At 56.6% G+C, this 21012-nt stretch carries 22 protein-coding genes; 18 read left to right on the top strand and 4 right to left on the bottom strand.

The genetic code is table 11. The features are described from left to right. Window positions 1–22 precede the first annotated feature (22 nt). The 5 genes from ROR01S_RS03800 to ROR01S_RS03780 all read left to right on the top strand — a co-directional run bounded on the left by ROR01S_RS03800 (window position 23) and on the right by ROR01S_RS03780 (window position 5766). A complete protein-coding gene (locus ROR01S_RS03800; protein WP_015583701.1) occupies window positions 23–1537 on the top strand; it encodes a sugar ABC transporter ATP-binding protein in 1515 nt (504 codons plus the stop codon). Window positions 1538–1564: 27 nt separating this feature from the next. Beyond that, the gene (locus ROR01S_RS03795) at window positions 1565–2563 is read left to right on the top strand and encodes an ABC transporter permease (RefSeq protein ID WP_004866408.1); all 999 of its coding nucleotides are present in this window, start codon (window positions 1565–1567) and stop codon (window positions 2561–2563) included. A gap of 26 nt (window positions 2564–2589) precedes the next feature. Continuing rightward, window positions 2590–3651 carry a zinc-dependent alcohol dehydrogenase family protein gene (locus ROR01S_RS03790; protein WP_004866406.1) on the top strand — a complete coding sequence of 354 codons (1062 nt, stop codon included), beginning with the start codon at window positions 2590–2592 and terminating at the stop codon, window positions 3649–3651. A gap of 9 nt (window positions 3652–3660) precedes the next feature. Further along, the gene (locus ROR01S_RS03785) at window positions 3661–4542 is read left to right on the top strand and encodes an aldose 1-epimerase (protein ID WP_032718058.1); all 882 of its coding nucleotides are present in this window, start codon (window positions 3661–3663) and stop codon (window positions 4540–4542) included. A 90-nt stretch (window positions 4543–4632) separates the two neighbouring features. Continuing rightward, window positions 4633–5766, top strand: a complete 1134-nt coding sequence (locus tag ROR01S_RS03780) for a 3-phenylpropionate MFS transporter (protein ID WP_004866402.1) — start codon at window positions 4633–4635, stop codon at window positions 5764–5766. On the opposite strand, the gene csiE is transcribed toward ROR01S_RS03780, so the two are convergent. Continuing rightward, on the bottom strand, window positions 5763–7040 hold the full coding sequence (gene csiE / locus ROR01S_RS03775; RefSeq protein WP_064359121.1) for a stationary phase inducible protein CsiE: 1278 nt from the start codon (window positions 7038–7040) through the stop codon (window positions 5763–5765). The genes ROR01S_RS03780 and csiE overlap by 4 nt on opposite strands. 124 nt (window positions 7041–7164) lie before the next feature. Between csiE and ROR01S_RS03770 the strand changes: the two genes are divergently transcribed. Both ROR01S_RS03770 and ROR01S_RS03765 read left to right on the top strand, forming a co-directional pair. Continuing rightward, window positions 7165–7803, top strand: a complete 639-nt coding sequence (locus ROR01S_RS03770; RefSeq protein WP_004866398.1) for a DUF1007 family protein — start codon at window positions 7165–7167, stop codon at window positions 7801–7803. Beyond that, a complete protein-coding gene (locus ROR01S_RS03765; RefSeq protein WP_064359120.1) occupies window positions 7794–8774 on the top strand; it encodes a nickel/cobalt transporter in 981 nt (326 codons plus the stop codon). Before ROR01S_RS03770 ends, ROR01S_RS03765 begins: the two co-directional genes overlap by 10 nt. Before the next feature lie 40 nt (window positions 8775–8814). Here the strand turns inward: ROR01S_RS03765 and suhB are convergent, their stop codons facing one another. Next, entirely contained in the window at window positions 8815–9618 is an 804-nt protein-coding gene (gene suhB / locus ROR01S_RS03760; protein ID WP_004866394.1) for an inositol-1-monophosphatase, read from the bottom strand. A 120-nt stretch (window positions 9619–9738) separates the two neighbouring features. Here suhB and trmJ point away from each other — a divergent pair, with 120 nt between their 5' ends. The 11 genes from trmJ to sseB all read left to right on the top strand — a co-directional run bounded on the left by trmJ (window position 9739) and on the right by sseB (window position 18812). Further along, window positions 9739–10473: a tRNA (cytosine(32)/uridine(32)-2'-O)-methyltransferase TrmJ gene (trmJ, locus tag ROR01S_RS03755; protein ID WP_015583705.1), complete on the top strand. Its 735-nt coding sequence runs from the start codon at window positions 9739–9741 to the stop codon at window positions 10471–10473. 235 nt (window positions 10474–10708) lie between these two features. After that, window positions 10709–11200, top strand: coding sequence for a Fe-S cluster assembly transcriptional regulator IscR (iscR, locus tag ROR01S_RS03750; protein ID WP_004866388.1), 492 nt, complete (start codon window positions 10709–10711; stop codon window positions 11198–11200). Between the two features lie 177 nt (window positions 11201–11377). Next, on the top strand, window positions 11378–12592 hold the full coding sequence (gene iscS, locus ROR01S_RS03745) for a cysteine desulfurase (RefSeq protein WP_048024182.1): 1215 nt from the start codon (window positions 11378–11380) through the stop codon (window positions 12590–12592). Window positions 12593–12618: 26 nt separating this feature from the next. Next, entirely contained in the window at window positions 12619–13005 is a 387-nt protein-coding gene (iscU, locus tag ROR01S_RS03740) for a Fe-S cluster assembly scaffold IscU (protein WP_004866383.1), read from the top strand. A gap of 15 nt (window positions 13006–13020) precedes the next feature. Further along, window positions 13021–13344, top strand: coding sequence for an iron-sulfur cluster assembly protein IscA (gene iscA / locus ROR01S_RS03735; RefSeq protein ID WP_004866380.1), 324 nt, complete (start codon window positions 13021–13023; stop codon window positions 13342–13344). Between the two features lie 193 nt (window positions 13345–13537). Next, window positions 13538–14053 carry a co-chaperone HscB gene (gene hscB / locus ROR01S_RS03730; RefSeq protein WP_004866378.1) on the top strand — a complete coding sequence of 172 codons (516 nt, stop codon included), beginning with the start codon at window positions 13538–13540 and terminating at the stop codon, window positions 14051–14053. A gap of 15 nt (window positions 14054–14068) precedes the next feature. Then, a complete protein-coding gene (gene hscA / locus ROR01S_RS03725) occupies window positions 14069–15919 on the top strand; it encodes a Fe-S protein assembly chaperone HscA (RefSeq protein ID WP_015583706.1) in 1851 nt (616 codons plus the stop codon). Between the two features lies 1 nt (window position 15920). Beyond that, window positions 15921–16256, top strand: coding sequence for an ISC system 2Fe-2S type ferredoxin (gene fdx / locus ROR01S_RS03720; RefSeq protein ID WP_004866372.1), 336 nt, complete (start codon window positions 15921–15923; stop codon window positions 16254–16256). A gap of 1 nt (window position 16257) precedes the next feature. After that, the gene (gene iscX / locus ROR01S_RS03715; protein ID WP_004866369.1) at window positions 16258–16458 is read left to right on the top strand and encodes a Fe-S cluster assembly protein IscX; all 201 of its coding nucleotides are present in this window, start codon (window positions 16258–16260) and stop codon (window positions 16456–16458) included. Window positions 16459–16655: 197 nt separating this feature from the next. Continuing rightward, window positions 16656–17942, top strand: coding sequence for an aminopeptidase PepB (gene pepB / locus ROR01S_RS03710; protein ID WP_004866367.1), 1287 nt, complete (start codon window positions 16656–16658; stop codon window positions 17940–17942). Between the two features lie 93 nt (window positions 17943–18035). Further along, window positions 18036–18812 carry an enhanced serine sensitivity protein SseB gene (gene sseB, locus ROR01S_RS03705; protein ID WP_004866365.1) on the top strand — a complete coding sequence of 259 codons (777 nt, stop codon included), beginning with the start codon at window positions 18036–18038 and terminating at the stop codon, window positions 18810–18812. A 34-nt stretch (window positions 18813–18846) separates the two neighbouring features. On the opposite strand, the gene sseA is transcribed toward sseB, so the two are convergent. Together sseA and ROR01S_RS03695 are read right to left on the bottom strand one after the other, a co-directional pair. Next, window positions 18847–19692, bottom strand: coding sequence for a 3-mercaptopyruvate sulfurtransferase (gene sseA / locus ROR01S_RS03700; RefSeq protein WP_004866360.1), 846 nt, complete (start codon window positions 19690–19692; stop codon window positions 18847–18849). A gap of 122 nt (window positions 19693–19814) precedes the next feature. Continuing rightward, a complete protein-coding gene (locus ROR01S_RS03695; protein ID WP_064359119.1) occupies window positions 19815–20999 on the bottom strand; it encodes an amidohydrolase in 1185 nt (394 codons plus the stop codon). Window positions 21000–21012 lie beyond the last annotated feature (13 nt).

Genomic DNA, 21012 nt, shown 5'->3' with positions numbered 1-21012 from the left:
GAATAACTGAGGTAAAGACTCGATGACGGCAACAGAAAAAACGGCGGTGCCGGTGGCGCAGATCCTGAGGGGAAATAAGCGCTATCCCGGCGTCGTCGCCCTGGATAACGTTGATTTTACCCTGTCAAAAGGCGAAGTTCGGGCGCTACTGGGGAAAAATGGCGCGGGTAAGTCCACCTTAATTCGCATGCTGACCGGAAGCGAAAGTCCCGATAGCGGCGAGGTTTGGCTGGCCGGGACCCGTCTTGAAGGGAACGATGCAACGCTAACCCGCCGGGCTGCGGAGCTGGGCGTCAGAGCCGTATACCAGGAGTTAAGCCTGGTCGAGGGGCTAACGGTGGCGGAGAACCTCTGTCTTGGTCAGTGGCCGCGTCGCAATGGCACGATCGACAAAAACGCCATGGCCCGCCAGGCCACAGAGGCTCTTGCCTCTCTTGGGGTTGATGTCCCGCCAGATGCGCTGGTCGACACGCTTAGTCCGGCACAAAAGCAGCTGGTAGAAATCGCCCGTGTGATGAAAGGTCAACCTCAGGTGGTGATTCTTGATGAGCCGACCAGTTCACTGGCGAATGCGGAGGTCGAACTGGTGATTAACGCGGTAAAGAAAATGTCAGCTCTGGGCGTTGCCGTGATTTATGTCAGTCATCGAATGGAGGAGATACGCCGTATCGCCTCTTGCGCCACCATTATGCGCGATGGCCAGGTGGCAGGTGATGTCACTCTGGAGAGGACGACAACCCAGGAAATCGTGTCGCTGATGTTAGGAAGGGAGCACATCGATCTACCGCGGGTGAAATCTGAAATCGCCCTGACAACCCCGGTACTCCAGGTGGCCCGGCTACGCCATCCCCCTAAGCTTCAGCAGATTAATTTTACCCTGCACCGTGGCGAAGTGCTGGGTATTGCCGGGCTGCTGGGATCGGGTCGTAGTGAACTACTTAAGGCCATCATCGGCTTAGAAACGTTTGCTGAGGGGGAGATCACGCTCAATGGTGTGCGCATTTCGCGTCCACGGTATACCTCGATGCTCAAGAGTGGCGTGGGCTATACCCCGGAAAACCGTAAGGAAGCGGGCATCATTCCGCTGCTGGGCGTGGATGAAAATACGGTGATGACCAACCGGCACAAAGTTAGCCGCCGTGGCGTCCTGAACTGGCAGCGGATTCAGCAGTTAACTGCCGCGGTCATGAACCGAATGACGGTCAAGGCGGCAAATACAGAGACTGCTATCGGGACGCTATCGGGGGGGAACCAGCAAAAAGTGGTGATTGGCCGCTGGGTTTATGCCGAAAGTGACATTTTACTTCTTGATGAGCCTACGCGCGGGGTTGATATCGAAGCCAAGCAGCAGATTTATCGAATTGTGAGGGAGCTCGCCGCTGAAGGAAAAAGCGTTGTATTCATTTCCAGTGAAATAGAGGAACTGCCCTTGGTCTGCGATCGTATTTTGCTGCTGCAAAACGGTGAATTTACCCGTGAGCTTTTAGCCCCCGTAAATGTCGATGAATTAATGTCGGCAATTTTATCCATGCATTAGCCATTACGTTTATTGAGGAATTAACAGATGTCTGCCTCATCATTAACGCTGCCGCAAGGCAAAAGTGCCACACCCAAGCAGTTTATCAGCCGTCATATTAATGAAATTGGCCTGCTGGTGGTGATCGCTATTTTATATCTGGTGTTTTCATTTAACGCGCCGGGATTTATTTCTTTAAACAATCAAATGAACGTGCTGCGCGATGCGGCAACGATTGGTATTGCCGCATGGGCGATGACGCTGATTATTATCTCCGGCGAGATTGATGTCAGCGTCGGTCCGATGGTGGCGTTTATCTCCGTCTGCCTCGCCTTTCTGCTGCAGTTTCAGGTTCCGCTTAGTCTTGCCTGCCTGCTGGTGTTAATCCTCGGTGCTGCGTTGGGGACTCTCGCTGGCGTGTTGCGAGGCGTATTCAACGTGCCGAGCTTTGTCGCAACCTTAGGTTTATGGAGTGCATTGCGTGGCATGGGGCTCTTCATGACCAACGCCCTACCGGTTCCCATCGATGAAAATGAGGTGCTGGACTGGCTCGGTGGGCAGCTCTTTGGCATACCCGTTTCGGCATTAATTATGCTGATTCTGTTCGTCATCTTTGTGTTTATCAGCCGCAAAACCGCCTTTGGCCGTTCCGTGTTTGCCACCGGGGGCAACGCAACGGCGGCGCAGCTCTGCGGGATTAACGTTAAGCGGGTGCGTATTTTGATTTTTACGCTTTCAGGATTGCTGGCGGCGATTACCGGTATTCTGCTGGCGGCGCGTCTTGGTTCGGGCAATGCGGGGGCTGCCAACGGCCTCGAGTTTGATGTTATCGCCGCGGTGGTGGTCGGTGGTACCGCACTGTCCGGCGGCCGCGGTTCGCTATTTGGCACCTTATTAGGCGTGCTGGTGATTACCCTTATTGGCAATGGACTGGTGCTTCTGGGTATTAACTCATTCTTCCAGCAGGTCGTTCGCGGATTAATTATCGTGGTTGCTGTTCTGGCAAATATATTACTGACCCAGCGCAACAGTAAACATAAACATTAATATTCATCAATTTGTTAGAGGGAATTATGAAAACAATGTTGGCTGCTTTTTTACCGGGCAACTCAAGCGTAGAGCTACGCGAAGTTCCCGTACCAACGCCGGGGATTAACCAGGTGTTGATTAAAATGAAGTCCTCAGGAATATGCGGCAGCGATGTCCATTATATTTATCATCAGCATCGTGGTACCGCCGCCGCGCCGGATAAGCCGTTGTATCAAGGCTTTATTAATGGCCATGAACCTTGTGGGCAAATTATAGAGACCGGGGCCGGATGCCGACACTTTAAAGCAGGGGACCGAGTGCTGGTTTACCATATTTCCGGCTGCGGTTTTTGCTCCAACTGCCGCCGTGGTTTTCCTATCTCCTGCACCGGAGAGGGCAAAGCGGCCTATGGCTGGCAGCGCGATGGCGGCCATGCAGAATATTTACTGGCGGAGGAAAAAGACCTTATTCATCTGCCGGACGCACTGAGCTATGAAGATGGCGCGTTTATTAGCTGCGGGGTAGGAACCGCCTATGAAGGCATTTTGCGCGGCGAGGTTTCCGGCAGTGACAACGTTCTGGTTGTCGGGTTAGGGCCCGTTGGCATGATGGCGATGATGCTGGCGAAAGGACGCGGTGCAAAACGCGTGATTGGCGTCGATATGTTGCCGGAGCGTCTGGCGACGGCGAAACAGCTGGGGGTGATGGATAACGGCTTCCTGGCGACAACGGAGAACCTCCCGGCGCGGATTGCCGAATTGACGCACGGCGGCGCGGATGTGGCGCTGGATTGTTCTGGTAATGCCGCAGGGCGTTTGCTGGCATTGCAGTCTACGGCGGATTGGGGAAGAGTGGTGTACATCGGTGAAACCGGGAAGGTTGAGTTCGAGGTGAGCGCCGATCTGATGCACCACCAGCGGCGTATTATTGGCTCCTGGGTGACCAGTTTGTTCCATATGGAGAAGTGCGCCCGCGATCTGACCGACTGGAAACTGTGGCCGCATAGCGCGATTACCCATCGTTTTTCGCTTGCCCAGGCGGGGGAAGCCTACGCGCTGATGGCCAGCGGTAAATGCGGCAAAGTGGTGATTAATTTCCCCGATTAAGGAGCCATGATGACGCTTTTTACACTGGATAACGATCGGGTAAGGCTGCAGGTTGCGGAGCGCGGCGGCGCGATCGAGGGGTTATGGTGGCAGCATCAGGGGAAAACACTCCCGCTGCTGCGCCCTGGGCTGAATAGCGGGGTGGCGGTGGAGTCCTCTTGCTTTCCACTGGTGCCGTTTGGCAACCGGGTGAGTGGCAATCAGTTTTCTTCGCCGGCTGGGGAGCATCGGCTGGCGCCAAACGTCGAGTGGGATAGCCACTATCTTCACGGCGATGGCTGGTTGAATAGCTGGCGCTGTATGGATCAATCTCCCACGCACCTCACGCTAGAGTATGTTCATCGCCAGGGGCTCTATCATTACACCGCGCAGCAGCGCTTTACCCTAAGCGAAAGCGGCGTGGAGATGGAACTGCGTGTGACGAATGATGGCGACGCGCTGCCGTTTGGCCTGGGCTGGCATCCCTATCTACCGCTGTCACAGGAAACGCGGGTGCAGGCGCGGGCCACGGGCTACTGGCTGGAGAAAGAACAGTGGCTTACCGGGGAGTATCAGGAGAGTTTGCCGCAGGAACTGGATTTCAATCAGTCTGCGCCACTCCCCGGGCACTGGGTGAATAATGGGTTCTCCGGCTGGGATGGCATCGCGACGATCCGGCAACCGGAACTGGGGTACCAGCTCTCTATGACCACCGAACCGCCGGCGCCATGCTATTTTGTTTTTGTGTCCGATCCGGCGTTTGATCAAGGCTATAAATTTGATTTCTTCTGTTTTGAGCCGATGAGCCACGCGCCTGACGATCATCATCGTCCGGGATTTGGCCAGCTAACCGTGCTGGCACGCGGTGAAAGCCTGCGGCAAAAAATGGTGCTGAATGTTCGTCCGCTTTAAGCCCGACCTGCCCGGAAGCGGGCAGGTCAACTTCACCTTGCGGCATTCATGCTTTATCGCCAGACTATCGACTCCATTCGGGAGGGAATCATGGTCTTGCACTCCACGCGCTGGTTGGCGCTTAGTTACTTCACCTATTTTTTCAGCTACGGCATTTTTCTGCCATTCTGGAGCGTCTGGCTGGCGGGAACCGGCTTAACGCCGGAAACCATCGGTATGCTGTTGGGCGCGGGGCTGGTGGCCCGTTTCCTGGGGAGCCTGCTCATCGCGCCGCGGGTCAGCGATCCCGCGCGGCTGATTTCCGCTCTGCGTATCCTCGCGCTACTGGTGCTGTTGTTTGCCCTGGCCTTTTGGGCCGGAAACCACGTTGCCTGGCTGGCGGTGGTGATCGTGGGGTTCAACCTCTTTTTCTCTCCGCTGGTGCCGTTGACCGATGCGCTGGCCAACACCTGGCAAAAACAGATAACCATGGACTACGGGCGCGTGCGTCTGTGGGGGTCTGTGGCGTTTGTTATCGGCTCGGCGCTTACCGGTAAACTGGTCAGCCTGTTTGACTATCGGGCGATTCTGCTGCTGCTCAGCCTCGGCGTTGCCTCTATGCTGCTGGGGATGCTGCTGAAACCCTCGGTGATGCCGCAAGGGGAGTCTCGTCATCAGGAAGGGGCGGGAGTAGCGGCCTGGCTGTCGCTGATACGGCAAAGCTGGCGCTTTCTCGCCTGCGTCTGTCTGCTCCAGGGCGCGCACGCCGCCTACTACGGCTTCAGCGCGATTTACTGGCAGGAAGCCGGTTACTCTGCCTCTGCCGTGGGCTATTTATGGTCATTGGGCGTGGTGGCGGAAGTGGTTATCTTTGCACTGAGTAAAAAAGTATTCAGTCGCTTCAGCGCCCGGGAGCTGCTGCTGCTTTCGGCCGTGTGCGGTCTGATTCGCTGGACGCTGATGGGCGCAACCACGGCTCTTCCGTGGCTGATCGTCACCCAGATTTTGCACTGCGGCACCTTTACGGTGTGCCACCTGGCGGCGATGCGCTATATCTCCGCGCGCCAGGGCAGCGAAGTGATACGCTTGCAGGCGGTCTATTCTGCCGTGGCGATGGGCGGCAGTATTGCGGTGATGACGGTTTTCGCCGGCTTCCTCTATCAGCACCTGCATCAGGGCGTATTCTGGGTGATGGCGCTGGTGGCCCTCCCGGCGCTGGTGCTGCGGCCGAAAGCGGTTGCCTAATCCTCCAGCATTTTGCAAATATGCTGCCGCTGGTGATCGCTGAACATCTCTTCAGTGTGAAACAGCGGCGGTGAGAACAGCGGTAATGCGGTGGCGTACGGTGTGACGACCAGCGCCACGCCTTTGGGGGCGCCTTCCTTCTCAAAAGCCTGCACGCTTTGATATTTGATATTCAGCGGCAGCAGCGTCAGTTCGCGCAGCTGGAGTTCCAGCGCCTGTTCAAGAACGGGATTATCGTGGGTAAGCAGCACGACCTGCTTTTCATGCAGGTCGCTTTTTTGCATCAGCCATGCGCCGAAAATCACCGCAATCAGCCCCACCTCTTCCTGATTAAACGTAATCTCGTAGGTCGCTTCAAACTCGCGTAGCGCGGCCAGGGTCGTGCGCATCAGCCGCGGGTAGAGACGACTAATCTCTTCCGGCAGGGCGTTATCAATACCGATGGCGAACACGCTGCGATTGAGCGCCTGCGACAGATGAATATAAAGCTGATCGCTCAGTCCCTGGTCATCGCTGAACGGCCGACCCGCCAGATCCTGGAAGCGATGAATTAAGCGGTCGATTGCCAGGTGTAACCGCCGGTCCTGGTGATGGCCGTCGCGGATGGGATCGGGCGTTTTCAACAACATAAAGAGCAGCGTCAGGAACAGCTGTTCGCCCGCGTGCGGCGTGCTGGCGACCCGGCGTTGCCAGTGGCGAACGATCTCCTGGGCGAGAGCGAACTCCGCCGCTTGTTGCGTCCAGCGCTGCTGCTCATGGGTAAAATCCGGGGTCAGTCCAAGATGATGCTGCAGCAGGCAATATTGCAGATACAGACGCAGGAAATGAACATCGCGACAGTCAAACTGCCGGTTGAGCATCCGCGAGCAGCGGTTGACCAGCGCCTGCAGGTTGGTGTCGTCATACAGCGTCCGCGCAATGCCCTGTAGTTTAAGCTGCGTTTTTAATGCCGGCGTAAAATGGTGGGCAATAAAATGCGGACATAAACGTAATGCCCGCCGCAGGCCGTGCAGCAGACACAGTCGTTGATCGATGACAGCACCTTCAATCCGGTAGCTGCCGTCCACCTGTGACGAAAGCGTCAGTCGGTGGTAACGCTGAATTTCGCGTGCGGTCTCTGCGATATCCTGCCGGGCCGTTGACTCATCAACCTGGTTGATGTGGCTAAGCTGTTCTGGCGTCACTGGCTGCCCGGGCAGATAAAACATCAGCAGTACCTGACTACGGCGCTGTGGACTGGAAAGCGCAGATGGTGGTTCAATGACGGTCATCATCTGGTGAGTTCCAGTTAGGGTTTTTGCTAAGAATAGCTAATGGATGAATGGAGATCAGGGCAGTTCGGCGCCTTTACGTCAGGATTGCTGGCTAAGTTCACAGAATTTTTCACGTGAGGATCGGATGAAGAGAGTGAAACAATGCACCAGTGCGGCATTTTTCATGGTTTTATCATTTAGTGTGCTAGCGCACCCGCATAGCTTCATTAGCCTGAAAACGGAAGTCGTGGCGGACAACGGGCTGCTCACCGGTTTTAACATGCGCTGGACGATGGATGAAATCACTTCGGCAGACTTGCTCTACGATGCGGGGAACGCAAAGCCAGGGGATGAGGTGTGGAAAAAACTGGCGGCAGAGGTGATGGCCAATGTGCTCGGCCAGCATTACTTCAGCGAGCTATGGCACAACGGCCAGCGGGTGAAGTTTGATAATCGACCTGATGGCTATGGCCTCGAACGCGAGGGTCACCAGGCGGTGCTGACGTTTACGCTGCCGCTGGCAAAACCTCAGCCGCTGGCCGGACAGACGCTAACATTGTCGACATTCGATCCGACCTATTATGTTGATATGCACTATGACAAAGCGAGCGATGTCACCTTGCCCGCCGCGTTACGCACGACATGTAAGGTCAAGGTGGTCACGCCGGAACCGAATGAAAAAATGGCGGCTTTTGCCCAGTCTCTCGATAAAGCCGACGCGCCGCCGGAAGATATGGCGCTGGGAACCTACTTTGCCCAGAAGGTGACGCTGACATGTCCGTAATTTTCTCTCACACCGCACGCACTTCGCGTCTGCGCCAGATGTGGCCGCTGGCGCTTTTTTTGCTGCTGGCGACAGCGGCGGGGATCTGGCTGTGGCAGGCCTGGCCGCAGGTCTTGCTGCAAAGCGCTGTCTGGCAGCGGGCGTTGAATCTTGAGCTCAGCCGTCTGCTGAAAGCGGTTGCGGACAATCCCTCAGCGGCGGGATTATCGCTGCTGGCGTTCAGTTTTATCTACGGTGTGCTGCACGCCCTGGGGCCTGGTCATGGCAAGATCGTGATTACCACCTGGCTGGCCACGCATCCGGCAAAACTTAAATCCAGTATTATGCTGACCCTGGCGGCCTCGCTCCTGCAGGGCGTTGTGGCGATTGCGCTGGTCGTGGTGGTATTAACTCTCCTGCAACTGCCGGCCAGACAGCTGCATCTCAGCAGCTTCTGGCTGGAGAAAGGCAGCTATCTGCTGGTGGGGGCGCTGGGCCTGCTGTTGTGCTTGCGGGCGGTGAAAAAGCTGTGCGCGGTATTGCGACGACCGACGTTTATCGCCTTTACGCCGCACCACGTTCATCATGCTCAGTGCGGATGCGGACATCAGCATATGCCCGCGCCGGAACAGCTCCAAAGCGGCGATGACTGGCGCGCGCGGCTGGTCATTATCCTTTCGATGGGGATGCGGCCCTGTTCCGGGGCGATTATGGTCCTGCTGTTTAGTAAAGTGATTGGCGTGTTTAACTGGGGAATGGCGGCGGCGCTGGCGATGGCGGCAGGCACTTCGTTGACCATCAGCGGGCTGGCGCTGCTGGTTCATGGTTTCCGCCAGCTGGCCGTTAAGCTCAGCGGCAATAAGACGCCACCGCTGTGGCAACACGTTGGTTGGGCGACGCTGGCATTGGCGGGCGGGGTGATTTTACTGGTTGCGGCGCTGGTGATGTGGAGCAGTGCGGCGCCTGTTGGCGGGGGGTTACGACCATTTTGAAGAATCCCCTCACCCCGCGAACGGGGTGAGGGGAGAGTGATTAGCGCTTCAGCGCTTCACTCAGTTCGTCACGCATATTCGCCAGCATAGCTTTAACGACACGCGGGTTACCGGCAACGATGTTGCCGGTGTGCATGTAGTTGTGGCCGCCGGTGAAATCGCAAACCAGCGCGCCTGCTTCACGAGCGATCAGCTCACCTGCCGCAAAATCCCAGGGTTTCAGCGCGATTTCAAAATAACCGTCAACGCGGCCTGCGGCCACGTAAGCCAGATCCAGAGCAGCAGAACCGGTGCGGCGGAAATCAGCACACTCGGTAAACAGCTTACCGAGAATATTCATGTACGCCGTCGCGTGCTGTTTTGCTTTGAACGGGAAGCCGGTCGCCAGAATCGTGCCATCCAGGTCGCGAGCGTTGCTGCCGCGCAGACGGTAGCCGTTCAGCTGTGCGCCCTGACCACGGGTAGCCGTGAACAGTTCGTTACGCATTGGATCGTAAACCACCGCGACTTCTGTACGGCCTTTGATGCGTACGGCGATGGAAACGGAGAAGTGTGGCAGACGTTTGACGAAGTTGGTGGTGCCATCCAGTGGATCGATAACCCATTGAACATCCTGATCTTCACCTGCGTGTTCACCGCTTTCTTCGGTGATAATGGTGTGCTGCGGGTAAGATTTGCGAATGGTTTCAATAATCAGCGCTTCGGCTGCTTTATCGACGTTGGTCACAAAATCATTGCTGCCTTTCTGGCTCGTTTCTACGGAGTCTGGGGTTTCGTAGTGCTTGGCAATTAAATTACCCGCCTTGCGCGCTGCGCGCACGGCGATGTTCAGCATCGGATGCATCGGTCTCTCTCACTGGATGTTAAAGAACGGGAAAAAACGGCGCACATAGTAACAGTGAAATCTGCCTATGTCTCCGTTTTATGATAGCATGCGTGAATAATCTTTAGCCGAAGAACCATAATGCTACAAAATATTCGAATTGTACTGGTAGAAACATCACATACTGGAAACATGGGTTCCGTCGCCCGGGCAATGAAAACCATGGGGTTAACCAACCTGTGGCTGGTTAATCCGCTGGTTAAACCTGATTCTCAGGCTATCGCGCTGGCCGCTGGCGCCAGTGACGTGATTGGCAATGCGCAGATCGTTGATACCCTGGATGAAGCCCTGGCCGGCTGCAGCCTGGTGGTGGGGACCAGTGCCCGTTCACGCACTCTGCCGTGGCCGATGCTTGACCCGCGCGAGTGCGGTTTGAAGAGCGTGGCGGAAGGGCAGCATGCACCGGTCGCGCTGGTCTTTGGCCGCGAACGCGTTGGGCTGACCAACGATGAACTGCAGAAATGTCATTATCACGTCGCGATTGCCGCAAACCCGGAATACAGTTCGTTGAACCTGGCAATGGCGGTGCAGGTTATCGCCTACGAAGTCCGCATGGCCTGGCTGGCCACCCAGGAACAGGACGAACCGGCAGCGGCGCACGAAGAGACGCCGTATCCGCTGGTTGACGATTTAGAACGTTTCTATGGCCACCTCGAGCAAACCCTGCTCGCCACCGGTTTTATTCGCGCCAGCCATCCAGGGCAGGTGATGAACAAACTGCGTCGTCTGTTCACCCGCGCCCGCCCGGAAAGCCAGGAACTGAATATCCTGCGCGGTATGCTGGCCTCTATCGATCAGTTAAAGAAAGAGAAGTAAGCGCCTGCATCCCTTGACGGGAGCGGCTCCGCCTTACGCGGCCTGCATCGTCACAGGCCTGCACAAGCGTAGCGCCGCCGGGCAAATACAGACCGCACGGATGGTTAAATACCTGACTAAAACAGTCAAGTAAATAGTTGACCAAATTACTCGGGAATGTCAGACTTGGCCCTGCTATGCAATACCCATATTAATAAAAAGCCCGGGCAGGGGCGAGTTTGAGGTTAAGTAAGACATGAGACTGACATCTAAAGGGCGTTATGCTGTGACCGCGATGCTGGACGTTGCGCTCAACTCTGAATCGGGCCCGGTTCCGTTGGCTGATATTTCTGAACGTCAGGGAATCTCGCTGTCCTATCTGGAACAGCTGTTTTCCCGCCTGCGTAAAAATGGTCTGGTATCCAGCGTACGTGGTCCAGGCGGCGGTTATTTGTTAGGTAAAGAAGCTGGCAGCATCGCCGTAGGCGAAGTGATCAGCGCAGTAGACGAATCGGTTGACGCGACCCGCTGTCAGGGTAAAGGCGGCTGCCAGGGCGGCGATAAATGCCTGACCCACGCGCTGTGGCGCGACCTGAGCGAACGTCTGACCGGCTTCCTGAACAACATCACCCTGGGTGAACTGGTGAATAACCAGGAAATCCTCGATGTTTCAGGTCGTCAGCATAGCCATGAATCCCAGCGTAATACCCGCACTCAGGACGCCATTGACGTCAAGCTGCGTGCATAATACTCGTCTTGTTTCAGCTTGCGGCACCGCTGCGGCAGGCTGAAATAGTCAGAGTAAAAACGATAAAAAAGAGATTTCAGAATCAGGCCGGGATGTTGCGACATCCCGTGTCCCCGGTCGTACATCAAGCCGGTTGCCTGGTTCCTTGCATTGAGTGATGTACGGAGTTAAAGAGCAATGAAATTACCGATTTACCTCGATTACTCCGCAACAACGCCGGTGGACCCGCGTGTTGCCGAGAAAATGATGCAGTTCCTGACCCTGGACGGGACCTTTGGTAACCCGGCCTCTCGTTCACACCGTTTCGGTTGGCAGGCTGAAGAGGCGGTTGATATCGCCCGTAATCAGATTGCTGAACTGGTCGGTGCCGATCCGCGTGAAATCGTCTTTACCTCCGGTGCAACGGAATCCGACAACCTGGCGATTAAAGGTGCAGCCAACTTTTATCAGAAAAAAGGCAAGCACATTATCACCAGCAAAACCGAGCATAAAGCGGTTCTGGATACCTGTCGCCAGCTGGAGCGTGAAGGTTTCGACGTTACCTACCTGGCGCCGCAGAGCAACGGGATTATCGATCTGAAAGAGCTGGAAGCCGCGATGCGTGACGACACCATCCTGGTCTCCATCATGCACGTGAACAACGAAATCGGCGTGGTGCAGGATATCGCCACCATCGGCGAACTGTGCCGCGCGCGTGGCATCATTTATCACGTTGACGCCACCCAGAGCGTGGGCAAACTGCCTATCGACCTGAGCCAGCTGAAAGTTGACCTGATGTCCTTCTCCGGTCACAAAATTTATGGTCCTAAAGGTATTGGCGCACTGTACGTTCGTCGCAAACCGCGTATCCGCATTGAAGCGCAGATGCACGGCGGCGGTCACGAGCGCGGCATGCGTTCCGGTACTCTGCCAGTCCACCAGATCGTCGGTATGGGTGAAGCTTACCGTATCGCGAAAGAAGAGATGGACACCGAGATGGCGCGTCTGCGCGGTCTGCGTAACCGTCTGTGGGACGGCGTAAAAGATATGGAAGAGGTTTACCTTAACGGCGACCTCGAGCAGGGCGCGCCGAACATTCTCAACGTCAGCTTCAACTATGTTGAAGGCGAGTCGCTGATTATGGCGCTGAAGGACCTGGCCGTTTCCTCCGGTTCTGCTTGCACCTCCGCAAGCCTTGAGCCGTCCTATGTGCTTCGTGCACTGGGCATGACTGACGAACTGGCACACAGTTCTATCCGTTTCTCTTTAGGTCGATTCACTACCGAAGAAGAGATTGACTACACCATTGATCTGGTTCGTAAATCCATCGGCCGTCTGCGCGATCTTTCTCCGCTGTGGGATATGTTCAAACAGGGCGTGGATCTGAACAGCATCGAATGGTCACATCATTAATCGGTAGGGTATAAGGAGAATTCATCATGGCATACAGCGAAAAAGTTATCGATCATTACGAGAATCCGCGCAACGTCGGCTCTTTTGACAACAGCGACGACAGCGTCGGCAGCGGCATGGTTGGCGCACCGGCGTGCGGCGACGTGATGAAGTTGCAGATTAAAGTCAACAATGAAGGTATCATTGAAGACGCGCGCTTCAAGACCTATGGTTGCGGTTCTGCTATCGCCTCCAGCTCCCTGGTTACCGAATGGGTGAAAGGGAAATCTCTGGACGAAGCTCAGGCTATCAAGAACACCGATATCGCCGATGAGCTGGAACTGCCGCCGGTGAAAATTCACTGCTCCATCCTGGCGGAAGACGCGATTAAAGCCGCGATTGCGGATTATAAAAGCAAACGTGAAGCGAAATAATTAAGAGGTTATTGTATGTCGATTACTCTTAGCGACAGCGCAGCGTCGCGAGTTAATTCCTTCCTGGCCAACCGTGGCAAAGGCTTCGGTCTGCGCTTAGGTGTCCGCACTTCGGGCTGCTCAGGTATGGCCTACGTGCTGGAATTTGTTGACGAGCCGGCGGCAGAAGACACCGTGTTTGAAGATAAAGGCGTCAAGGTAGTGATCGACGGCAAAAGCCTGCAGTTCCTCGACGGCACTCAGCTGGACTTCGTCAAAGAAGGCCTGAACGAAGGGTTTAAATTCACAAACCCGAATGTTAAAGATGAGTGCGGTTGCGGCGAAAGCTTTAACGTATAATCCCGACACTATCCGACGTATTTCAGGCCGCATCAGGGCGGTAAATGCGTGAATCCCGGGGGCTGACAGCAGTCGGTCCTGCGGGTAAGCGACTACAGCCCACGCAGAGGCGGCCCGATGTGCACGGGTAGAGGACCCCACCGCGGTGAATCGTGAGTGGGGTTTGCTTTATCTCGTTAACCCTGAGGTTACTATGGACTATTTCACCCTCTTCGGGTTACCGGTCAGTTATACCCTTTCGCAAGAACAGCTGGCTGTCCGGTACCAGGATTTGCAGCGCCAGTATCATCCCGATAAGTTCGCCAGCGCGAGCGCGGCCGAACAGCTCGCCTCCGTGCAGCAATCCGCCACGATCAATCAGGCGTGGCAAACGCTCCGTCATCCGCTGACCCGCGCCGAATATCTCCTTTCACTCCACGGCTATGACCTGGCCTGCGAGCAGCACACCGTGCGCGATACCGCTTTTCTGATGGAACAGCTGGAGCTGCGTGAAGAGCTGGATGAGATTGAAAAATCGCAGGATGAAGAACGACTGGCGGCATTTATCAAACGCGTGAAGGGGATGTACGACGTTCGTCATCAGCAGGTTGTCGAACAATTAAATAGCGAGACGTGGGACGCGGCGGCGGATACCGTGCGTAAACTGCGTTTTCTCGATAAACTTCAGAGCGTTGCAGAACAACTCGAAGAAAAGCTGCTCGATTTTTAATTTTCGGAAGCAATTATGGCCTTATTACAAATTAGTGAGCCTGGTCTGAGTGCCGCGCCGCACCAGCGTCGTCTGGCGGCGGGTATTGACCTGGGCACCACCAATTCTCTGGTCGCTACCGTGCGTAGCGGTCAGGCCGAAACTCTGCCCGACCATCAGGGACGCTACCTGCTGCCTTCCGTGGTTAACTACCATGAATCTGGCCTGAGCGTCGGCTACGACGCCCGACACAATGCGGCCCTCGACCCGGTTAATACCATCAGCTCCGTGAAACGGATGATGGGACGCTCGCTGGCCGATATCCAGACGCGTTACCCCCATCTGCCTTACCAACTGCAGGCCAGCGAAAATGGTCTGCCGATGATTCAGACCGCCGGCGGTCTGCTCAACCCGGTTCGCGTCTCCGCCGACATCCTGAAGGCGCTGGCCGCCCGGGCAACGGAAGCCCTGTCCGGAGAGCTCGACGGCGTGGTGATTACCGTCCCGGCCTATTTTGACGATGCTCAGCGTCAGGGCACCAAAGACGCCGCGCGTCTGGCCGGTCTGCACGTATTGCGCCTGTTGAACGAACCGACCGCCGCGGCCATTGCCTACGGCCTGGACTCCGGTCAGGAAGGCGTGATTGCGGTTTACGATCTCGGCGGCGGCACCTTTGATATCTCGGTGCTGCGCTTAAGCCGCGGCGTATTTGAAGTGCTGGCCACCGGCGGGGATTCCGCGCTGGGCGGCGATGACTTTGACCATCTGCTGGCGGATTATCTCCGTGAACTGGCCGGGCTGAGCGATCGTAGCGACAATCGCCTGCAGCGCGAACTTCTGGATGCGGCCATCGCGGCGAAAATCGCCCTCAGCGATGCCGATTCGGTCAGCGTCAACGTCGGCGGCTGGCAAGGCGATATTACCCGTGAGCAGTTTAACGCGCTGATTGCGCCGCTGGTGAAACGTACGCTGTTAGCCTGCCGTCGCGCGCTGAAAGATGCGGGCGTGGCGGCGGAAGAGGTGCTGGAAGTGGTCATGGTTGGCGGTTCAACCCGCGTGCCGCTGGTGCGTGAGCGCGTCGGTGAATTCTTTGGCCGCACGCCGCTGACCACTATCGATCCGGACAAAGTGGTGGCCATTGGCGCCGCGATTCAGGCCGATATCCTGGTGGGCAACAAACCGGACAGCGAACTCCTGTTGCTCGACGTTATTCCGCTCTCTTTAGGGCTGGAGACGATGGGTGGCCTGGTGGAGAAAGTGATTCCGCGCAACACCACGATTCCGGTGGCGCGTGCGCAGGAGTTCACCACCTTTAAAGATGGTCAGACGGCAATGTCTATCCACGTTATGCAGGGCGAGCGCGAACTGGTGCAGGACTGCCGTTCGCTGGCGCGTTTTGCGCTGCGTGGTATTCCGGCGTTACCGGCGGGCGGGGCGCACATTCGCGTCACCTTCCAGGTGGACGCCGATGGCCTGCTGAGCGTGACCGCGATGGAGAAATCGACCGGCGTCGAAGCCTCCATTCAGGTCAAGCCCTCCTACGGTCTGACCGACAGCGAAATCGCCACCATGATTAAAGATTCGATGAGTCACGCCGAACAGGATATCAAGGCGCGTATGCTGGCCGAGCAAAAAGTGGAAGCCGCACGCGTTCTTGAGAGCCTGGAAAGTGCGCTGGCCGCCGATGCCGCGCTGCTAAGCGCCGCAGAACGTCAGGCTATCGATGAAGCAACGGCGCAGCTGCGTGCGGTTGCCGCAGGCGATGACGCCGACGCTATTAAAGATGCGATTAAAAATACAGACACACAAACCCAGGAATTTGCCGCACGCCGCATGGACCAGTCGGTCCGTACTGCGCTGAAAGGCCAATCCGTGGACGAGGTTTAATATGCCAAAGATTGTTTTTCTGCCCCATCAGGACCTGTGCCCGGATGGCGTAGTTGTGGAAGCTGAGATCGGTGAGACTATTCTGGATGCTGCTCTGCGTAGCGGCATTGAGATTGAACACGCTTGCGAAAAATCCTGTGCCTGCACCACCTGCCACTGCATCGTGCGTGAAGGTTTTGACTCGCTGGCCGAAAGTACCGAAGATGAAGATGATATGCTGGATAAGGCCTGGGGGCTGGAGCCCGACAGCCGTCTGAGCTGCCAGGCGCGCGTGACCCACGATGATCTGGTCGTCGAGATCCCGCGTTATACTATCAACCACGCACGCGAGCATTAATATGGGACTGAAATGGACCGATAGTCGTGAAATTGGCGAAGCGCTGTATGACGCCTTCCCGGATCTCGACCCGAAAACCGTTCGCTTCACCGATATGCATCAGTGGATTTGCGAGCTGGAAGATTTTGATGACAATCCGACCGCATCCAATGAAAAAATTCTGGAGGCGATTCTGCTAGTCTGGTTAGATGAAGCAGAATAATTTCCGCAACATGTTTCACGCTGCAGATGCGTGGGTCGTGTTTGCTCACTCCCGCCGCACAGTAATCTGTGGGCCCGGTGAATGAGCGGCTGACCGCCTTCTCCTGCAGCGTGAAACATCGGAAAAATAATATGGGCTGCCTTTTGGCGGCCCTTTTACCAAATGCGGCTCCTTTGCCAAATAAGGATAAAGATAAAATGACCGAAGCCATGAAGATTACGCTGACGACCCAACCCGCCGACGCGCGCTGGGGAGAAAAAGCGGCTTACAGCATTAATAATGACGGCATCACCCTGCATCTGAACGGTAAAGACGACCTCGGTTTGATTCAGCGCGCGGCGCGTAAAGTCGACGGGATGGGGATCAAACATGTCGCGCTGAGCGGCGAAGGCTGGGATACCGACCGCGCGTGGGCATTCTGGGCCGGTTACAAAGGGCCGAAAGGCAGCCGCAAGGTGGAATGGCCGGCGCTGGACGACGCGCAGAAAAGCGAGCTGGACAATCGGCTGACGATTATTGACTGGGTGCGGGATACCATTAACGCGCCGGCGGAAGAGCTTGGCCCGGAACAGCTGGCTCAGCGCGCGGTCGATCTGCTGTGCAGCGTCGCCTGCGACAACGTGACATACCGCATCACGAAAGGTGAAGACCTGCGTGAGCAAGGCTATCTTGGGCTGCATACCGTTGGCCGCGGCTCCGAGCGTCCGCCGGTACTGCTGGCGCTGGATTACAACCCAACCGGCAATAAAGAGGCCCCGGTGTACGCTTGCCTGGTCGGGAAAGGTATCACCTTCGATTCCGGCGGCTACAGCATCAAACAAAGCGCGTTTATGGATTCGATGAAGTCCGATATGGGCGGCGCGGCAACGGTTACCGGCGCGCTGGCGTTCGCGATTACCCGCGGCCTGAACAAACGCGTGAAGCTGTATCTGTGCTGTGCGGACAACCTGATCAGCGGTAATGCCTTTAAACTCGGCGACATCATTCGCTATCGCAATGGCAAGACTGTGGAAATCATGAACACCGACGCTGAAGGTCGTCTGGTGCTGGCGGATGGTCTGATTGATGCCTCGACGCAGAAACCTGAGCTGATCATCGATGCCGCGACCCTGACCGGGGCGGCGAAAACCGCGCTCGGTAATGACTATCACGCGCTGTTCAGCTTTGATGACTCGCTGGCTAACCGTCTGTTGGCGAGTGCACAGGCGGAAAACGAAGCCTTCTGGCGCCTGCCGCTGGCCGAGTTCCACCGCGGCCAGCTGCCGTCTAACTTCGCCGAGCTGAACAACACCGGCAGCGCGGCCTATCCGGCTGGCGCCAGCACTGCAGCCGGTTTCCTGTCGCATTTCGTTGAAAATTATCACCAGGGCTGGCTGCACATCGACTGCTCGGCGACCTATCGCAAAGCGGCGGTTGAGCAGTGGTCTGCCGGCGCCACCGGCCTCGGCGTGCGCACGATTGCTCATCTGTTAACCGCAGAGTAATGCTCTTGCCGGTGGCGCTGCGCTTATCCGGCCGGGGAAATTCGTAGGCCCGTGCAAGCGCAGCGCCGCCGGGCAATTTAAAGTAATGAAAATATGTCCGAAACTAAAAATGAATTAGAAACTCTGCTGGAAAAGGCGGCGACCGAGCCAGGTCACCGCCCGGCATTTTTCCGTACGCTGCTGGAATCCACCGTGTGGGTACCGGGGGCGGCAGCGGAAGGTGAGCCGATTGTCGAAGAGAGTGCCGTCGATCTGCAGCACTGGGAGAAAGATGATGGCGCTTCGGTGATTCCGTTTTTCTCTTCTCTGGAAGCGCTGCAGCAGGCGGTGGAAGATGAACAATCGTTTGTGGTGATGCCGGCACGGACGCTGTTTGCGATGACGCTCGGCGAAACGCTGTTCCTCAATGCGAAGCTGGCAACCGGTAAAGAGTTTATGCCCAATGAGATCCGCCATCTGCTGGGGGAAGAGGGCAGCCCGCTCAGCACCCAAACCGTGCTTGAAGGCGGCGAGTCTTTGCTGTTGTCTGAAGTCGCCGAGCCGCCGGCGCAGATGATTGATTCGCTGACGACGCTGTTTAAAACGATGAAGACCGTCAGACGGGCATTTCTTTGCTCAATTAAAGATAGCGCTGATGCGCCGGCAAACCTGCTGATCGGGATTGAAGCCGAAGGCGATATCGAAGAGGTGATCCAGGCGGCAGGCAGCGTGGCGACCGATACGTTACCTGGCGATGAGCCGGTTGATCTTTGTCAGGTGGTTGAAGGTGAAAAGGGGATCAGCCATTTTATGATTGCCCATATCACGCCATTTTATGAAAAGCGCTGGGGCAGTTTCCTGCGCGATTTCAAACAGAACCGCATTATCTAAAGCAGCGGGGGCTTCGGCCCCCGCTGTTGTTCTCTTATTGCGCCGGTTCGATCGGCAGGTCGCTACGTGCGCCCCATTCGCTCCACGAGCCGTCATAGAGACAGACGCCGTTGACGCCCAGCGTCGTCAGCGCCAGCACCACAACCGCCGCCGTGACGCCGGAGCCGCAGCTGGCAATAATCGGCCGCTCGAAATCCACGCCCTGGCGAATGAAAATCTCATTCAGTTCATCCACGGTTTTCAGTTCGCCGTTAATCACCAGATCGCTCCACGGTACGTTGAGCGCGCCGGGAATATGACCGCGACGCAGTCCTGGACGAGGCTCATCCACCAGGCCATTAAAACGCCCGGCCGGACGCGCATCGACGATCTGCGCCGATCCCTCATGGCTAACCAGCAGTACATCGGTCAGCCGTTTGATCACTTCCGGATCGAAGCGTCCGTCAAATTCGCCTTCCGGAATATCGGGAACTCCCTGCTCAAGAGGCAATTCATCGCGCTGCCAGCCGGCCAGGCCGCCGGCGAGAATCGAGACGTTTTCGACGCCAAATGTGCGCAGCATCCACCAGGCGCGCGGGGCTGAGAAGAGATTGCCTTCATCGTAAACCACCAGATGTTTATCGCTGCTGACCCCCAGCTCGCGCATCGCAACGGCGAAGGCTTCCGCTCGCGGCATCATATGCGGCAGCGGGCTGGTGCGATCGGAAAGCGCTTCAATATCGAAAAATACGGCGTTGGGAATATGACCCGCGCGATATTCGGCGTGCAAATCGCGATCTTCCTGCCCAGGCGGCGCCATTCGCGCATCGATAATCTGAATTTCCGGGTCATCAATATGTTCCGCTAACCAGTCAGCGGCGACAAAAAACGAAGTGGACATGGCTGTCTCCGTGTCATCAACAATAGGTAGATTGTTGATGTTTTTGCCCTTACCGACAAGGCATTTTCACGTAATACATACCGTAATGTGATATGTCCCCGGCGTACACCGGGGAGAAGCGATCAGAAGCGGTCTTGATGCAGATAGCGCCAGGCGTACTGAGCGTACAGCCCGGCGCCGGTTTTCATCACTTGTTCATCGATATTGAAGCATCCGTGATGGTGGGCGTAGTCGCTCCCTTTCGCTTTATTACCGGAGCCGAGCAGGGCAAAACAACCGGGAATATCTTGCAGATAGAAGCTGAAATCCTCCCCGCCGGTCGTGGGTTTTTCGCTGAATAGCACGTCGTCACCGAAGGCTTCGCGGATCGTGGACTGCGCCAGCAATGCGCTGCGTTCTTCGTTAATCACCGGTAACGTGCCGTAGCAGTAGTCGACGTCAACGCTGGCGCCATACATCGCCGCAGTATGCTGCGCATAGCGCGTGATTGCGGCCTCCAGGCGCCGACGGGTTTCGATGCTGAAGCAACGTACTGTACCGTCCAGGAGCGCATTTTCGGCAATCACGTTGAACCGGGTGCCGACATCCATGCGACCGATAGAGACCACGGCGGAGTCCAGCGGCGAAGTTTCACGCGCCACGATAGCCTGTAAATTCATCACGAAGGCGGAGGCGACAACCGCCGCATCGATGCAGGCCTCTGGCATGGAACCGTGACCGCCGCGGCCGCGAAAGGTGACTTTGAGTAAATCTGCGGAGGCAAATGACGACCCCACGTTGCAGGATATTTTGCCGGAAGGCGAGCCGGACCAGATGTGCATGCCAAAAATGTTGTCGACATTATCCAGGGCCCCCTGGGCGATCATCGCTTTGGCGCCTTCGGCAATCTCCTCGGCGGGCTGAAAAATTAACCGTACGTTACCGGCCATCTGCTCGCGAACCTCATACAGCGCGCGGGCGGCGGTAAGCAGCATTGCGGTATGGGAATCATGCCCGCAGGCGTGCATTTTCCCGGCGGTGAGCGATTTATAGCTGAGCCGATCGTTGAGCTCATGCACCGGCAGCGCATCCATATCGGCGCGCAGTGCCACCGTTTTGCCCGGTTTACTGCCAGAAATGTCTGCAATGACGCCGGTCGGAACGGTACGGCGACAGGCGATGCCGATATTCTCCAGTTCCGCCACGACGCGATCCGTCGTTCGTCGCTCCTCCCACGGCAGCTCCGGGTGGGCGTGTAGATCGCGGCGAAAGTCGATTGTTGCCTGCTCTTCTCTGGCGATGATGGCGGTAATAACGGGGTTAATCATAAAACGGACTCCA

This window comes from Klebsiella ornithinolytica NBRC 105727 = ATCC 31898 (assembly GCF_001598295.1).
Taxonomy (GTDB): domain Bacteria; phylum Pseudomonadota; class Gammaproteobacteria; order Enterobacterales; family Enterobacteriaceae; genus Klebsiella; species Klebsiella ornithinolytica.
This window is presented reverse-complemented; position numbering and strand designations above follow the sequence as displayed.

Coding starts and splice junctions, on each gene's coding strand:
- ROR01S_RS03800 (WP_015583701.1), top strand. CDS start 23: ATGACGGCAACAGAAAAAACGGCGGTGCCGGTGGCGCAGATCCTGAGG.
- ROR01S_RS03795 (WP_004866408.1), top strand. CDS start 1,565: ATGTCTGCCTCATCATTAACGCTGCCGCAAGGCAAAAGTGCCACACCC.
- ROR01S_RS03790 (WP_004866406.1), top strand. CDS start 2,590: ATGAAAACAATGTTGGCTGCTTTTTTACCGGGCAACTCAAGCGTAGAG.
- ROR01S_RS03785 (WP_032718058.1), top strand. CDS start 3,661: ATGACGCTTTTTACACTGGATAACGATCGGGTAAGGCTGCAGGTTGCG.
- ROR01S_RS03780 (WP_004866402.1), top strand. CDS start 4,633: ATGGTCTTGCACTCCACGCGCTGGTTGGCGCTTAGTTACTTCACCTAT.
- csiE (WP_064359121.1), bottom strand. CDS start 7,040: ATGATGACCGTCATTGAACCACCATCTGCGCTTTCCAGTCCACAGCGC.
- ROR01S_RS03770 (WP_004866398.1), top strand. CDS start 7,165: ATGAAGAGAGTGAAACAATGCACCAGTGCGGCATTTTTCATGGTTTTA.
- ROR01S_RS03765 (WP_064359120.1), top strand. CDS start 7,794: ATGTCCGTAATTTTCTCTCACACCGCACGCACTTCGCGTCTGCGCCAG.
- suhB (WP_004866394.1), bottom strand. CDS start 9,618: ATGCATCCGATGCTGAACATCGCCGTGCGCGCAGCGCGCAAGGCGGGT.
- trmJ (WP_015583705.1), top strand. CDS start 9,739: ATGCTACAAAATATTCGAATTGTACTGGTAGAAACATCACATACTGGA.
- iscR (WP_004866388.1), top strand. CDS start 10,709: ATGAGACTGACATCTAAAGGGCGTTATGCTGTGACCGCGATGCTGGAC.
- iscS (WP_048024182.1), top strand. CDS start 11,378: ATGAAATTACCGATTTACCTCGATTACTCCGCAACAACGCCGGTGGAC.
- iscU (WP_004866383.1), top strand. CDS start 12,619: ATGGCATACAGCGAAAAAGTTATCGATCATTACGAGAATCCGCGCAAC.
- iscA (WP_004866380.1), top strand. CDS start 13,021: ATGTCGATTACTCTTAGCGACAGCGCAGCGTCGCGAGTTAATTCCTTC.
- hscB (WP_004866378.1), top strand. CDS start 13,538: ATGGACTATTTCACCCTCTTCGGGTTACCGGTCAGTTATACCCTTTCG.
- hscA (WP_015583706.1), top strand. CDS start 14,069: ATGGCCTTATTACAAATTAGTGAGCCTGGTCTGAGTGCCGCGCCGCAC.
- fdx (WP_004866372.1), top strand. CDS start 15,921: ATGCCAAAGATTGTTTTTCTGCCCCATCAGGACCTGTGCCCGGATGGC.
- iscX (WP_004866369.1), top strand. CDS start 16,258: ATGGGACTGAAATGGACCGATAGTCGTGAAATTGGCGAAGCGCTGTAT.
- pepB (WP_004866367.1), top strand. CDS start 16,656: ATGACCGAAGCCATGAAGATTACGCTGACGACCCAACCCGCCGACGCG.
- sseB (WP_004866365.1), top strand. CDS start 18,036: ATGTCCGAAACTAAAAATGAATTAGAAACTCTGCTGGAAAAGGCGGCG.
- sseA (WP_004866360.1), bottom strand. CDS start 19,692: ATGTCCACTTCGTTTTTTGTCGCCGCTGACTGGTTAGCGGAACATATT.
- ROR01S_RS03695 (WP_064359119.1), bottom strand. CDS start 20,999: ATGATTAACCCCGTTATTACCGCCATCATCGCCAGAGAAGAGCAGGCA.